13 protein-coding genes are annotated in these 14811 nt (G+C 66.5%); 10 read left to right on the forward strand and 3 right to left on the reverse strand.

Annotation, left to right across the window (positions count from 1 at the left end; genetic code table 11):
- Window positions 1–731 precede the first annotated feature (731 nt).
- Complete coding sequence (locus HMPREF1138_RS03640) at window positions 732–2255, reverse strand: aspartate:alanine exchanger family transporter (protein ID WP_399505946.1); 1524 nt, start codon at window positions 2253–2255, stop codon at window positions 732–734.
- A gap of 405 nt (window positions 2256–2660) precedes the next feature.
- Here HMPREF1138_RS03640 and HMPREF1138_RS03645 point away from each other — a divergent pair, with 405 nt between their 5' ends.
- From HMPREF1138_RS03645 to ilvC, 3 genes are read left to right on the forward strand one after another with little or no spacing between them, the layout of a single operon-like run.
- Entirely contained in the window at window positions 2661–4427 is a 1767-nt protein-coding gene (locus HMPREF1138_RS03645; protein WP_039936730.1) for an acetolactate synthase large subunit, read from the forward strand.
- Window positions 4427–4939: an acetolactate synthase small subunit gene (ilvN, locus tag HMPREF1138_RS03650; RefSeq protein ID WP_009056682.1), complete on the forward strand. Its 513-nt coding sequence runs from the start codon at window positions 4427–4429 to the stop codon at window positions 4937–4939. Before HMPREF1138_RS03645 ends, ilvN begins: the two co-directional genes overlap by 1 nt.
- 2 nt (window positions 4940–4941) lie before the next feature.
- Window positions 4942–5967, forward strand: a complete 1026-nt coding sequence (ilvC, locus tag HMPREF1138_RS03655) for a ketol-acid reductoisomerase (protein ID WP_009056685.1) — start codon at window positions 4942–4944, stop codon at window positions 5965–5967.
- 118 nt (window positions 5968–6085) lie between these two features.
- On the opposite strand, the gene HMPREF1138_RS11000 is transcribed toward ilvC, so the two are convergent.
- Window positions 6086–6244, reverse strand: coding sequence for a hypothetical protein (locus HMPREF1138_RS11000; RefSeq protein ID WP_009056692.1), 159 nt, complete (start codon window positions 6242–6244; stop codon window positions 6086–6088).
- A 167-nt stretch (window positions 6245–6411) separates the two neighbouring features.
- Here HMPREF1138_RS11000 and HMPREF1138_RS03660 point away from each other — a divergent pair, with 167 nt between their 5' ends.
- From HMPREF1138_RS03660 to HMPREF1138_RS03670, 3 genes are all read left to right on the forward strand, one after another.
- Window positions 6412–7599 carry a glycosyltransferase gene (locus tag HMPREF1138_RS03660; protein ID WP_009056678.1) on the forward strand — a complete coding sequence of 396 codons (1188 nt, stop codon included), beginning with the start codon at window positions 6412–6414 and terminating at the stop codon, window positions 7597–7599.
- Between the two features lie 176 nt (window positions 7600–7775).
- A complete protein-coding gene (locus tag HMPREF1138_RS03665) occupies window positions 7776–10034 on the forward strand; it encodes a sialidase family protein (protein ID WP_009056696.1) in 2259 nt (752 codons plus the stop codon).
- A 144-nt stretch (window positions 10035–10178) separates the two neighbouring features.
- Window positions 10179–11228: a 3-isopropylmalate dehydrogenase gene (locus HMPREF1138_RS03670; RefSeq protein ID WP_009056686.1), complete on the forward strand. Its 1050-nt coding sequence runs from the start codon at window positions 10179–10181 to the stop codon at window positions 11226–11228.
- A 120-nt stretch (window positions 11229–11348) separates the two neighbouring features.
- Here HMPREF1138_RS03670 and HMPREF1138_RS03675 read toward each other — a convergent pair whose 3' ends face one another.
- Window positions 11349–12353 carry a hypothetical protein gene (locus HMPREF1138_RS03675; RefSeq protein ID WP_039936732.1) on the reverse strand — a complete coding sequence of 335 codons (1005 nt, stop codon included), beginning with the start codon at window positions 12351–12353 and terminating at the stop codon, window positions 11349–11351.
- Between the two features lie 72 nt (window positions 12354–12425).
- Here HMPREF1138_RS03675 and rimP point away from each other — a divergent pair, with 72 nt between their 5' ends.
- From rimP to HMPREF1138_RS03690, 4 genes are all read left to right on the forward strand, one after another.
- The gene (rimP, locus tag HMPREF1138_RS03680; protein WP_009056675.1) at window positions 12426–12896 is read left to right on the forward strand and encodes a ribosome maturation factor RimP; all 471 of its coding nucleotides are present in this window, start codon (window positions 12426–12428) and stop codon (window positions 12894–12896) included.
- A 6-nt stretch (window positions 12897–12902) separates the two neighbouring features.
- On the forward strand, window positions 12903–13931 hold the full coding sequence (nusA, locus tag HMPREF1138_RS03685) for a transcription termination factor NusA (RefSeq protein WP_009056694.1): 1029 nt from the start codon (window positions 12903–12905) through the stop codon (window positions 13929–13931).
- Window positions 13932–13987: 56 nt separating this feature from the next.
- Window positions 13988–14263, forward strand: a complete 276-nt coding sequence (locus HMPREF1138_RS10635; protein ID WP_272942384.1) for a YlxR family protein — start codon at window positions 13988–13990, stop codon at window positions 14261–14263.
- A gap of 136 nt (window positions 14264–14399) precedes the next feature.
- The coding region (locus tag HMPREF1138_RS03690) for a translation initiation factor IF-2 N-terminal domain-containing protein (RefSeq protein WP_009056688.1) at window positions 14400–14811 on the forward strand (412 nt) is incomplete at its 3' end.

Below are 14811 nucleotides of genomic sequence, written 5' to 3' on the forward strand. Positions count from 1 at the left end.
GCACCGCCACATAACGGGTGCAGTGCCCCCGTGCTTGTGGCGGTTGTGGCGGCTGTCGGGGTTGTGGGGGTCTTCTGGGCTTGCGTTGTCTTCTGCTTGGGGCACTTCGTGGTGCCTTTGTGGCGTCTCATCTTGTGGTTCCTCAGAAATGTCGCATGCAATTCCCCCACACGTATTTCAAACGTTGAAATCGCACCGTTGGAATTGCAACGTTTTCGGGCGCTGCAGAAAGTTCGGGTACCCGAATTGCATGCGAGTTTTGGTTGATGAGGCACCCAAGGTGAACTCCTGTGTTCGGTCGTCGTCCCACGACACTGTCCACGACCCCCGGCACGCTTCGACCACCACCCCCACACCCCACAATGCGAAGAGCCCGTAAACCCGCTATTCCGTGTCTGGGCGGGGCTGCCCACGCGCATCTCATCGGGCCCACGCGTTCGCCCGCACATCAGGCACGTGGGGGCATTGACGCCCCCGATGAAGCAATCGTCTTCAAGACCGACTTTCCCGTGCCGGCAAGCCGAAAGTCGCCACACAACCAACACGTTTTGTCCTGTCATCCCGCTTGCCGACCGTGCCACCAGTCGTACACGCTGTCGGGCAGACGAATGGGGCCGACCCTCGCGGGTCGGCCCCATTCGCGTGGGCGGGGGAGGATGGGGGACCCCGCCCACTGGCACGGCCACGAGGTGTTTGGGTGGTGTGGAGGTCACCCCGCAGCCAACGTTTGGTTACATGCCGCCGAGCACCTGTGCAACGACGATCTTACCAACCATGGCGACGGGATACACCAGGGCGTAGCCGAGGGCGACGCGAGGATCGGCATTCGTGCGGCCGTTTGCGAACGCGAGGACCGCGGGCTGGGTCTGAGCGCCGCCGAGGAGGCCCGCGAGCTTCGTGCCGCCCATCTTGAAGACCCACCGCATGGTGACGTACAGGCCGATCGCCATGGTTGACGTGATGATGATGCCGAGGAGGAAGATGTTGACCCACGCGCCCGACGTGAAGGCCTCGAGGATCTGGCCGCCGGCCTTCGCGCCCGCCTGCGCCAGGAAGATGAGCAGGCCGAGTTCGGACATGACCTGGCAGGTGGTGAAGGGCAGCGCCGTCGCGATGGGGCCGATACGACCCACGCGGCCGAAGATGAGACCCACGATGAGCGTGCCAGCGGCGGAACCGATCGAGAAGTACTCGCCGGAGGGGGTCAGGATGGGCAGCTCGCCGATCGCGATGCCCAGCGCCATGCCCAGGCCCAGGGCGATCGGGTTGAGGTCGGTGAGGCCGTGCGAGGAGTCACCGAAGAACTTGGTGATCTCAGCCATCTTCGAGGTGGGGGCGACGACGCGCACGCGGTCACCCTCCTGGAGGACGAGGCCGGGCTCGGCGACCATGTCGACGTCGCCGCGGCGCACGCGGGAGATCGTCGCGGAGAACTGCTTGGCCAGACCCAGGGAGGCCACCGTTCGGCCGGAGACCTTGGGGTTGGAGATCGTCATGCGGCGGAAGTCTAGGTAGGTGCGATCCTGCATGAGAGAGTGCGAGGAGGCATGACCAAGCTCGCTGGCCGCGCGTGCAACGAGCTCGCGGGGGCCGACGACGGTCACGAGGTCGCCGGGGTCGAGCGTGTCGGACATCTGGGGGCGCGTGATGGGGCCGGTCTCGCCACGGCGCAGACGAGAGAAGGAGACCTTCTCGCCGAGCTTTTCGTAGATGTCACCGACGAAGGGGTGGTCGTCGCGCTCGACGCGGATCGTGCGGTTCGACAGGGGAGAGGGCGCGTCCTTGTCGTTGCGGCCGTAGTGCAGGGCGGCCATCGAGGCGGCGAGCATGCCGATGACGCCGAAGAGGTAGGCGATGGAATACCCGACGGTCGCTCGGGCGGGGTCGCCGCTGGCCTCGCCGGCCGCGGCGAGCGCCGGGGTGTTCGTGACGGCTCCGGCGAAGGTACCGGCGATGAGGGGCACATCCATGCCCAGGGCCTTGCCGACGTACAGGCCGAGCGTGGCTGCGATGCCGTAGAAGGCCACCATCGTCAGGATCGGACCGACCGCGGTCTTGAGGTTATGGAAGAAGGACGCACCGGAGTTAATGCCGATCGCGAAGGTAAAGAGCGTCAGGCCGAGCGTTCCCAGCTGCGGGGTGACACGCAATTCGATGTTGTAGGACTGTGCCCAGGCCGCCATGACGATGGCGAAAAAGAGGACGGCAGCGGCTCCCAAGCCGATGCCCTTGATCTTGACCTTACCGAAGGCCATGCCGATGCCGATGAGGAGGAACAGGAACAGCACGGGCTGCTCTTCCAGTACCCCAAAGATCGTTTCCACGATGAAATCTCCGTGTAGTGAATTGTCGATGTGTGCTATGAGTCAATTAAACCAGCTTCTAGTGTTGTGTATCTCAGGCCATCGTCCTAGATGGCGTGAGGGGCCTAATGGTCCGCACAATGAGATGGTCTGGAGCGCCTCGCGCAGGCGAGTTACGGTATTGACATGCTCAACGTTCGTGAGATTGGAATCCTCGCCCTGGTCATCGTACCTGGGCGTGCGATGCCTGCCGCGTAACGAGAGGATGGATCGCACGCCTTTTCCCCGCATCCGCGCTGTTTGGCCGGACTTGACGGGGTTTTTTCTTTGAGACGGTCCCAACGATTGAGAGGACGACTGGTGAGCGACACGAGCACCACCACCCGTATGACTGGAGCCGAGGCTATCGTGGCGAGCCTCGAGGCCCTGGGCGTGACCGACGTGTTCGGCATGCCCGGTGGAGCAATTCTGCCGACCTACGACCCGCTGATGGCGTCGACGGCAATACGTCACATTTTGGTTCGACACGAGCAGGGTGCGGGCCACGCTGCCGAGGGGTATGCGCTTGCTACCGGCAAGGTTGGCTGCGCGCTCGTCACCTCGGGCCCCGGCGCGACGAACGTGCTGACTGCCCTGGGTGACGCCTGCATGGACTCCGTGCCGATCGTCGTCATCTCCGGCCAGGTCGGCGCCTCCCTGATCGGCACCGACGCCTTCCAGGAAGCCGACGTCGTGGGTGCATCGATGCCCATCACGAAGCACTCCTTCCTGGTGACGGATCCGCAGGACATCCCCGTGCGCCTCGCCGAGGCCTTCCACCTGGCCGGCACGGGTCGACCCGGCCCGGTCCTCGTGGATATCACCAAGTCCGCCCAGGTCTCGGAGATGGACTTCTCCTGGCCCCCGACCCTGGACCTGCCCGGCTACAAGGTGGCCGACCGCCCGAACATGAAGCAGGTGCGAGCCGCGGCCCGCGCGATCGTGGACGCTCAGGCCCCCGTCCTCTACGTCGGTGGCGGCGTGATCCGCGGCGGCGCGACCGAGGCCCTGTCCGCCCTGGTCGAGGCCACCAACGCCCCCGTGGTCACCACCCTGACGGCGCGCGGTGCCTTCCCCGACTCCGATCGCCACAACCTGGGCATGCCCGGTATGCACGGCACCGTTGCCGCCGTCGGCGCCCTGCAGCGCGCGGACCTGATCGTCGCCCTCGGAGCCCGATTCGACGACCGCGTGACCGGCCGCCTCGACTCCTTCGCGCCGCGAGCGACCGTCGTCCACATCGACATCGACGCCGCGGAGATCTCTAAGAACCGCCACGCCGACATCCCGATCGTCGCGGATCTGAAGACCGCCCTGCCGATCCTGACCGACGAGATCGCCCAGGCCTCGTCCGACGGAAAGGCCGACATCTCCGGATGGTGGCGCTACCTGGACCGACTGCGCACCAAGTATCCGATCGGGTGGGCAGAACCCGACGACGGCATGATGGCGCCCCAGGAAGTCATCAAGAAGCTCTCCGACAAGGTCGGCCCCGACGCCGTCTACGTGACGGGTGTGGGGCAGCACCAGATGTGGGCATCGCAGTTCATCACGCTGGACAACCCGCGCAGCTTCATCTCCTCGTGCGGCTCGGGCACGATGGGCTACTGCATCCCCTCGGCCATGGGCGCGCAGGTCGGCGTCCCCGACAAGGTCGTGTGGGCGATCGACGGCGACGGCTCCTTCCAGATGACCAACCAGGAGCTGGCCACCTGCACGATCAACAACATCCCGATCAAGGTCGCCCTCATTAACAACTCGGTGCTGGGCATGGTTCGCCAGTGGCAGTCACTGTTCTTCGGCAAGCGCTACTCGAACACGACGCTCAACCCCGTCGAGGGAGAGCAGATCCCCAACTTCGAGATGCTGGCGCAGGCCTACGGGATGGCCGCGCGCACGGTGCGCTCCATCGACGAGGTGGACGAGGCCATCGACTGGGCCATGTCGATCAACGACCGTCCCGTCCTCATTGACTTCCGCGTGTCCAAGGACTCGATGGTCTGGCCGATGGTCGCCGCGGGCGTCTCCAACGATGAAATTCGTTACGCCAAGGGCATGGCGCCCGACTGGGAGGTGGAAGACTGATGACGAATCGTCACACTCTGGCCGTGTTGGTCGAAAACAAGCCCGGCGTGCTCACCCGCGTCGCCGCGCTTTTCGCCCGCCGCGCCTTTAACATCAAGTCGCTGACCGTGGGGGAGACCGAGCACCCCGAGATCTCCCGCATGACCATCATCGTGGACGCAGACTCCGCGCCCATCGAGCAGGTCGTGAAGCAACTCAACAAGCTCATCAACGTCCTCAAGGTCGTCGAGCTCGAACCCGAAGACTCCGTCGAACGGCGCCTGCTGCTCATGAAGGTCCAGGCCGACGAAACCCGTCGCACCTCGGTCCTGCAGATCGTGGATCTTTTCCGCGCGCACGTCGTCGACGTTCAACCCGAGTCGGTCGTCATCGAATCGATTGGCTCCCTACCCAAGCTGGAGGCGCTGCTGCGGGCCCTGGAGCCCTACGGCGTCACCGAACTCGTCCAGTCGGGCGCCGTGGCCATCGGCCGCGGGTCGCGCTCGATCACGGATCAACTGAAGGAGAAATGAAAATGGCAGAAATCATCTACGACGACGGCGCAGACCTGTCGCTGATCCAGTCCAAGAAGGTCGCCATCATCGGTTACGGTTCGCAGGGTCACGCGCACGCGCTGAACCTGAAGGATTCCGGAGTTGACGTGGTCGTTGGCCTGCGCCCCGGTTCGTCCTCCTGGGCCAAGGCTGAGGCCGCCGGCCTGGAGGTCAAGGACGTGGCCGAGGCCGTCGCCGAGGGCGACGTCGTCTCCGTGCTGCTGCCCGATCAGGTCCAGCGCTACGTCTACGCCGAGCAGATTGCCCCCAACCTGAAGGAAGGCGCCGCCCTCCTCTTCGCGCACGGCTTCAACATCCGCTACGGCTACATTGAGGTCCCCGCCGGCCATGACGTCATCATGGTCGCCCCCAAGGGCCCGGGCCACAAGGTCCGCGAGACCTACGTGCAGGGCAAGGGCACCCCGGACGTCGTCGCCGTCGAGGTGGACGCCTCCGGCAAGGCCTGGGAGCTGGCTCTGTCCTATGCGAAGGGCATCGGCGGCACCCGCGCCGGCGTCATCAAGACGACTTTCACCGAAGAGACCGAGACCGACCTGTTCGGCGAGCAGGCCGTCCTGTGCGGAGGCGTCTCCCACCTGATCCAGGCCGGCTTTGAAACCCTGGTTGAGGCTGGTTACCAGCCTGAGATCGCCTACTTCGAGGTCTGCCACGAGATGAAGCAGATCGTCGACCTCATCAACGAGGGCGGCATCACGAAGCAGCGTTGGTCCTGCTCCGACACCGCCGAGTACGGCGACTACGTCTCCGGCCCGCGCGTCATTGGCGAGTCCTCCAAGGAGGCCATGAAGGCTGTCCTGGCCGACATTCAGGACGGCACCTTCGCCCGCAAGTTCATTGCGGACCAGGATAACGGCGCTCTCGAGTTCAAGGCGCTGCGCGCCGAGGAAGAGGCTCATCCGATCGAGAAGACCGGCCAGAAGCTGCGCAAGGCCTTCGGCTGGACCGACTCCGACGAGGACTACACCGAGGGCAGCGCCGCGCGCTGATCTCACTGTCCTTCTCGGATAGACCAAGCCCCGGCCTCGTTCCCACGCATATGGGACGAGGTCGGGGCTCTTTTGTGCTGACAGGCGCGGGTTACGTTCGACTGTGTTCCCGCGAGGGTTAGTTTGCCGCCGCTTCGTCGGAGCCGTTCGTCCACGGAAGGGAAGCGGGGGAGAGGGCGTCCGCATTGGAAACGGTGGAGATCGGTGCAACGATCACGAGGGAAGCGACGGCGGCCGACGCGACGCGCGTCAGGGTTCGACGGGAGGGGCGCATCATTCTCTTCCTATGGGATATATAGTGACAAACGAAGTTTATCAGTAACTACGTAGTGGGCAACTGATGGTGATTGCTTACATGCGGGCGTGTTGTGGTGATGCGTTGAAAGGCTTCGCGCTGACCAGTAGGTTGGCATAGAATGGTGGTGTGATCGCTCGGGAGGGACGATGGAGCAGCCGCTGAAAATCCTCTTCGTCATCAACGATCTGTACACGCATGGGAATGGCTTGGCCGCCTCCGCGCGGCGGACGATCGCACTTCTGCGTGAGCATGGGCATCACGTGCGCGTCCTCTCGGCGCTGCCCCGCGATGGTGACGACTGCGGTGTTGGAATGCCCGAGTATGTGCTGCCGCCCCTGCGCATCCCCCTCGTTGATCCGCTCATCGCCTCACAGGGCTACGCCTTCGCTCGCGCGAAGCGCCGCGAGATAGAGCGTGCGCTCGCCTGGGCGGACGTCGTTCATCTCGAGGAGCCGTTTATGCTGCAGGCTGTCGTTGCTCGGCGTGCGCGCGCTCGTGGTGTGCCAGCTCTGGCGACCTATCATATTCATCCGGAAAACCTGACGGCGTCCGTGTATCTCGATAGATGCGCCCTTCTGAATCGGGTGATCCTTGAGCTGTGGAAGCGCGCGATCTTCAATCGCAGTGACCTCGTTCAGTGTCCCTCGCGCTCCGTGTATGAACGAGTGTTGAAGCTGTGTGTGCGAGCGCCACTGCTGCTCCTGTCGAACGGCGTGCCTCTCGGCGAGGAGATGAGTGGTGGTGGGCACGAGGTGGGGGAGTCGTCTGTCGTTCGTATCCTCGTGGTTGGCAGGTTCTCGCGTGAAAAAGACCAGGCAACGATCTTGCGGGCCTTGCGTCATAGCGCTCACGCGCGCTCGATCCAGCTGTCTTTCGCCGGACGCGGTCCGACCGAGCGTTCCCTGCGCGCCTCGGCTCGGCGTCTCCTGCGGCGCGGGGTGATCGCTCATCCGGTCCGTTTTGCCTTTATGAATGCGGACGAGCTCGCGCGCGAAGCGTCGAGCTGTGACCTGTATGTGCATGCGGCGCGCATCGAGGTTGAGGGGCTCAGCGCCCTGGAGGTGCTCCGCCATGGCGTCATGCCCATCATCGCTCGGGGGCCGCTGACGGCGACCAGTCAATTCGCCCTCAGTGAGGACAGTGTGTTCGAGGTCGGGGATGCTCGTGCGCTCGCCCGCGCGATTGACGTCTGGATCGATCGAGGGCCTGTTGGACGGCAGTGCGAGGCGCGCCGATATCGGTGTGTCGGTGAGCGGTATGACATTCGCGCCTGCGTGGCTCGCCTCGAGGAGGCTTACCATCGGTTGGTTTTCGAGGGGAGGGCCAGGGGGTGATGGAGTGGCACGAGGGCCCTCATCGGCATGGTTTCCGAGTAAATTGGCTCGACAGGTGGGGCGATGTTTCTCGTATAAGTGGTTTGTCAGCATCTAAATTTGTATGATGAATCTTGCGGCGGGTGAGTTCCGACTCAACCGCCGCGCATTGACACCCCTCCCCGGAAGGACCAACGATGACCCTCCGCCACTACGGGCGAGCCCTCGCGGCAGCCACGGGAGCCGCGCTACTGTGCGCGACCCTCGCGTCTCCCTCCCTGGCCGCTCCCTCCAGTGACACCGGCGACGCAGCCGTCGCCACGGCCTCGGCAACCGACGAAGGCTCGGCCCCCATCACCGTCACCGCCACGCGCACCGACGACGGCGGGGACACCCTCTACGTCGGCGACGTCGTGACCGTGACCTTCACCTACACCAACAACACGGACAGCGCGCTCACCGTCTTCCCGGTCGACTCCAACCTGTCCGGCGTCCTCACGACCGGCGCCCCCAACTGCCGCTGGCACAACCTCGCCGCGCACACCACGAAGTCCTGCACGAGCGCCACGCACACCGTGACCGCCGAAGATGTCGCGGCCGGTTCCTTCACTCCCTCCGCGACCTGGGCGGCGACGCGCGACCGCAACGGCACCGACGTCATCGCCGGTAACATCGTCTCCGCCGCCGACGCCATCACCGTCGCCGCGGGCGTGCGCCCGGCCGCGCCCGACCCGCTTCAAACCCCGACCGACTACGCCATCGGAGACAAGGTCCGCCTCGCGTCCCCCGGCCTCGCCGGCTTCAGCTGCCACCGCATCCCCGCGCTGACCACCGCCACCAACGGCTGGATCATCGCCGCGTGGGACGGTCGCCCCGACACCTGCCAGGACGCTCCCCAGGCCAACTCCATCGTCTACCGCCTCTCCAAGGACGGCGGCAAGTCCTGGACCCCGATTCTGACCGCCCTCGCCGGCACACCCGGCGCGGCGAAGGTCGGCTACTCCGACCCCTCCTTCGTCGTCGACCGCACCACTGGGACCATCTTCCTGTTCTCCGTGAAGTCCTACGACGCGGGCCTCTTCCAGTCGCAGCTGGGCACCGACCCCGCCGCGCGCAACATCCTGCACGCCCACGTCGTCGAATCCCACGACAACGGCGAAACCTGGGTCAACCCCCGCACGATCACCGACCAGGTCACCGACGGACACACCGGCGAGTGGTTCACTCGCTTCGCCTCCTCCGGCGAGGGCATCCAGCTGCGCTACGGCGCCCACGCCGGGCGCCTCATCCAGCAGTACGCCGTCGCCAACTCTGGCTCCACCTCCCTCATGGCCGTCTCCGTCTACTCCGACGACCACGGTGCGACCTGGAAGCCCGGCGTCCCCACCGAGGGCAGCGCGGACGAAAACAAGGTTGTCGAGCTCTCCGACGGACGCCTCCTGCTCAACTCGCGCACGCAGGGCACCGCGGGCCAGCGCCTCGAAGCCATCTCCTACGACGGCGGCCAGACGTGGGGTCCCTTCCGCCACAACTGGGACCTGACCGACCCGCGTAACAACGCCTCCATCGTCCGCGCCTACCCGGATGCCCCCGAGGGCTCCGCGCGCGCCCGCATCCTGCTCTTCTCCAACGCCGACTCCTCCAGTGCCCGCGCCAACGGCACCATCCGCGTTTCCTACGACGACGGCTTCACCTGGAACGACGGCAAGGTCTTCGAGAGCGGCGAGATGGCCTACTCGACGCTGCACCCCCTCGGGGATGGCACCTGGGGCCTGCTGTATGAGTCCGGCGGCTACAAGAACATCGAGTTCATGCGCCTGGACGCCGCCTACCTCGGCCTGACCGACCCTGGCGAGGAGCCCGCTCCCGAGCCGCAGCCCACCCCGGACCCGACTCCCGAGCCGCAGCCCACCCCTGAGCCGACTCCCGAGCCGCAGCCCACCCCTGAGCCCGCCCCCGCGGTCACCCCCGCGCACTGGGTCAACACCGGCACGGGCTGGAAGTGGCAGCTGGAAGACTCCAGCTACGCGGCCAACCAGACCATCACCATCGGGGATGCCACCTACCGCTTCGGTGCCGACGGCTACATGGTCACCGGCTGGGACAAGGTCGATGGCGCCTGGAGTTACTACAACGCCTACGGCGCCCGCGTGAGCGGCTGGCTCGCCTCGGGCCCCACCTGGTACTACCTCGACCCCGCCACGGGAACGATGGCGACCGGGTGGGCTCAGATCGGCTCCGACTGGTACCTTTTCTCGACCTCCGGAGCCATGCTCACCGGCTGGCAGAACGTGGGGGCCTGGTACTACCTGGCACCCTCCGGCGCTATGCTCACCGGCTGGCAGCAGATCGGCTACACCTGGTACTACTTTGGTACCGACGGCCAGATGGTCACCGGCTGGCAGAGTATCGCCGGACGCTGGTACTACTTCGCGTCGTCGGGCGCGTGGGTCTGATCCGACACCGTGCATCGGCCGAGGCTGGGGGGAGCGTGGCGCCCTCCCGGCCTCGGCCTCGTCTATGGGGCACGTCACGGCGCAAACGGACCACGGGTTGGAACGACAGCGACCCGGCGCGCGCGGTCGGGGGAAGATGGAGTCATGACACTGAACATCGCAGTAATCCCCGGCGACGGCATCGGCAAGGAAATCGTCCCCGAGGGCCTCAAGGTTCTTGACCGCGTCCTGACCGACCGAGGCATCGACTACTCCACGACCCACTTCGACCTGGGGGCGGCGCGCTGGCACGCCACCGGCGACACCCTGACCGACGAGGACCTCGAGGCGATCAAGCGCCACGACGTCATCCTCCTCGGCGCGGTCGGCGATCCCTCCGTCCCCTCCGGCGTCCTCGAGCGCGGGCTGCTCCTCAAGCTGCGATTCGCCCTCGACCACTACGTGAACCTGCGACCCTCCAAATACTACGAGGGCGTGCCCAGCCCCCTGGCCAACCCCGGCGACATTGACTTCGTCGTCGTGCGCGAGGGGACCGAGGGCCTGTACTGCGGCAACGGCGGCGCCGTGCGCGTGGGAACACCGCACGAGATCGCCACCGAGGTCAGCGTCAACACCGCCTACGGAGTCGAACGGGTCGTGCGCTACGCCTTCGAAGCCGCAGCCTCGCGCAAGAAGCACCTCACCCTGGTCCACAAGCACAACGTGCTGGTCAATGCCGGCCACATGTGGCGCCGCATCGTCGACGAGGTGGGGGAGGAGTACCCGGATGTGGCCGTCGACTACTGCCACATCGACGCCGCCACCATCTACATGGTCACCGACCCTGCGCGCTTCGACGTCATCGTCACCGACAACCTGTTCGGCGACATCCTCACCGACGAGGCCGGAGCCGTCACCGGCGGCATCGGCCTGAGCGCGTCGGGCAACCTCAACCCCTCGCGCGAGTACCCCTCCATGTTCGAACCCGTGCACGGCTCCGCCCCCGACATTGCGGGCCAGGGCAAGGCCGACCCCACCGCGACGATTTCTTCCGTGGCGCTCATGCTCGACTTCATGGGCTACGCCGACGAGGCCAGCCGTGTACGCGCAGCGATCGACGCCGACATGGGCGCGCGTGCCCAGGCCACGGCGAACGGCAACCCGCTCGTGCGCTCGACCTCACAGATCGGCGACGACATCGCCGCCCGTCTCTGACGCCTCCAGACGCAAACAGGGCCGCTCCCCGGTGGGGGAGCGGCCCTGTTTGCTCTCGTCGGTCCGCTTGCTCTGGTCGGTCCGCGAGGCGGCGCGCGTCCGCCGCGGTGGACGGGTTCCTCAGCGCACCGCGATGAGGGCGGGCAGAGACGTGCGAGGAGCCCACTGCTCAATGTCCGCCAGCGCGGCGCTGGCGCCCGCGGCGCGCACCGACGCGGAGTCGGAGGAGATCATCGCCGCGTCGACCGCCAGCAGGTTGGAAGCGAGGGTCGCGGCGTCCGTCGCGGGTAGCTCGCAGCGCGGCGTGCGGGTGTCGGTCGCGCCCGCCCGCAGCGCGACCTGCGCGCGGGTGAGAAGCTGGCCCGACACGTCGTAGGCATCGGTGAGGGTTCCCGCGGCCACCTGGGCCTTCGGGAGCGTCGACGCCGTGCAATCCCACATGGCTACGGCCTCGGAAAGCTCCTCCGAGGAGGCCAGATCCTTGCCGGAAGGAGCGAAGGTAGAGGAGATCGTGGGCTCGTCGAACAGGTCGATCGCCCAGGTCTGCGTACCCTGGCGAGACGCCGTATTCACGCGGTCATTGATGGCCGCGGCCTCTTCCTCTCCCGCGTCCAGGTTGATGCCGTAGGCGTTCGCCAGCGTAACGGCGCTCGCGTAGCGGCCCAGCGCGGAGGCGGACAGCGTTCGCGCCTCCTCGGTATCGGCGCGAGTCGGGTCGGCGGCGATCTCAAGGTCGCGCGTCGCCGTGCGTGCCAACCACGAGATGAAGGCAGACACATCGGTCGGGGCCGCCGAGACGGGTGCCGGCGCGCTCTCGCCCTCGGGAGTGGCCCCGCCCCACGGATCCCACAGGCCGCCGAGGGCCTCGAGACGCGCGTCCGACGCGGAGGCGAGGGAACGCAGGGCGCTGGAGCACGGCGCACAGCCCGTCGCGGCCTCGGCAAGCTGAGTCGCCCGCTGCGAGGCAGCAGCCTCCGTGCGGGCCGCCTGGTCGCGCACCGCCGCGAAACCCGACAAGGGCGGCAGCGAGGACGTGGAGCACGCGGACAGTGCAAGAACCGCCGCACCCGCAACGAGGACGCCCGGGATACGACGTGTGGTCAAAGTCAGATTTGCGAAACGCACCCCCGCATCATCCCACACCCCCGGGTAGGATAGGTAACTGACCCGCGAAGGCGAGAAGAAAGACAGGCGCATATGGGAACGTCCACGACAGACGGACCGCTTGAGGAGCTGCTGGCTCCCGTGGTCGCAGCATCGGGACTGGAACTGGACTCGGTGACCCGCACTCGCTCCGACGCGATGCCGCTCCTGCGGGTCGTCGTCGAAGCCCCGATCGGTGCCGACGGCATCGACTCAGACACCCTCGCGGACGTCTCCCGCGCCGTGTCAAAGGCCCTGGACGCCGCCGACCCGATCGACGGGGAGTACCTGCTGGAAGTCTCCACCCCCGGAGCCGAGCGCGAACTCACCAAGGTCGGCCACTGGAAGCGCCAGGTCGGACGCCTCGTGCGCGTCAAGCTGCGCGCGGGCGGCTACGTCTCCGGGCGCGTCATCGACGCGGGCGAGACCAGCGCAACGATCGATGTCGACGGCGAAGCGACTACCATTGACTATTCTGACATGAGGAAGGCGCGCTCCCGCGTCGACTTTGGAACGGGGAAGTAGGAGACCATGGAAATCGATATGACCGCTCTGCGGATGGTGGAAAACGAGAAGGGCGTCAGCCTCGAAACCCTCGTCGACGCCATCGAAGAGGCGCTGCTCAAGGCGTACCACAACCTGCCAGGCGCGATCTCCCAGGCCCGCATCGAAATCGACAAGAAGACCGGCCGCGTCACCGTCATGGCCATGGACGAGGATGAGGACGGCAACCCCATCGGCGAGTTCGACGACACGCCCAAGAACTTCGGGCGCATCGCCCAGTCCACGGCACGCTCCGTCATCATGCAGCGCCTGCGCGACGCCGACGACCAGCGGGTCTTCGGCGACTTCGCCGGCCGCGAAGGCCAGATCATCACGGGCACCGTCCAGGCCCCGCGCCCCGGCCGCCCCACCATGGTCCAGGTCTCCGACGACTTCGAGGCCGTCCTGCCCGACGGCGAAAAGGTCCCCGGCGAGTCCTACCGTCACGGCGACCGCATCCGCGCCTACATCGTGGGCGTCGAGCGCACCGAACGCGGTCCTCGCATCACCCTGTCGCGCACACACCCCAACCTCGTGGCCGGCCTCTTCCAGCGCGAGGTCCCGGAAATCCAGCAGGGCCTCGTCAAGATCAAAGCCATCGCCCGCGAAGCCGGACACCGCACCAAGATCGCCGTGGCCGCCACCCGCGAAGGCATCAACGCCAAGGGCGCCTGCATCGGCCCCATGGGCGCCCGCGTGCGCTCCGTCATGGCCGAGCTCGGCGGCGAAAAGATCGACATTGTCGACTACTCCGACGACCCGGCGCGCTTCGTCGCCAACGCGCTGTCCCCGGCGCGAGTGACCCGCGTCGTCGTCCACTCCGTCGACAACCGCACCGCGACCGCGATCGTCCCCGACTTCCAGCTCTCACTCGCCATCGGCAAGGAGGGACAGAACGCCCGTCTCGCCGCGCGCCTGACGAACTACCACATCGACATTCACGCCGACACGGAGACCGGGGACGACGCGACCGCCTCGCGCGTCTCCACCCCCGACGACGTGACAAGTCGCTCATAGAATCTGAGACGAGCAATCCCCTAGCTGGACTAAGCTAGGGGATTGTGTCGTATCCCGTGCCGCCTGAGCCCACCACCGGGCCCCAGCGCACCTGCATCGGATGCGGTACTCGCGCGCACCGAACCGCCCTCGTGCGGATCGTGCGTTCGCCCGACGGTGCGATTCACCTCGACCGAACGGCAACTCTTCCAGGCCGAGGAGCGTGGATCCACCCCGACAAGGGATGCGTCCAGCGAGCCCGAGCCAGGCGAGCCCTCGCGCGTGCCTTCCGGACGGGAAACCTGCCGGAGAGCGTGTGGGACGACGTGGAGGAGCTGATCACTACCCAGTGATGGCCACGCGCCATCAACGCCGAGACAATGGAAGCGGGTTGGAAGCTGATGGGCACCCGATGAGTACCCAGCGATGAGCTGCCAGCAATATCAGTAAGGCGTCTCCGGACCGGAGACGCTTCCGGAATGGAGAAATGTGGCAAAGTTGCGTGTCCACGAGCTCGCCAAAGAGCTCGGAATCACCAGCAAAGAACTGATGGGTCACCTGAAGGAAGCAGGTGAATTCGTCAAGTCGTCCTCGTCCTCGCTCGAGCCGCCCGTCGTGCGGCAGATGCGCGAGAAGTTCGCGGCGGCACCCAAGAACAAGAAGGCGGACGCAAAGGCCGCCCCCAAGGCGCCCAAGCCGGGCGCCGCCAAGCCGGCGGTGAAGAAGCCCGCAGCGCCCAAGGCTGCGGCCCCCGCGGCGCACACCCCCGAGACGCCCGCGCCCAAGCCGGCACCCAAGGCCGACTCTCCCAAGCCCGGCGCCCCCAAGCCCGGTGCGCGCAAGAGCGACCCCGCGCCCAAGCCTCGTGCCAAGAAGTCCGACGGCGCGCCCAAGCCCGCCG

Source organism: Actinomyces sp. ICM58, assembly GCF_000283035.1.
Lineage (GTDB): Bacteria > Actinomycetota > Actinomycetes > Actinomycetales > Actinomycetaceae > Pauljensenia.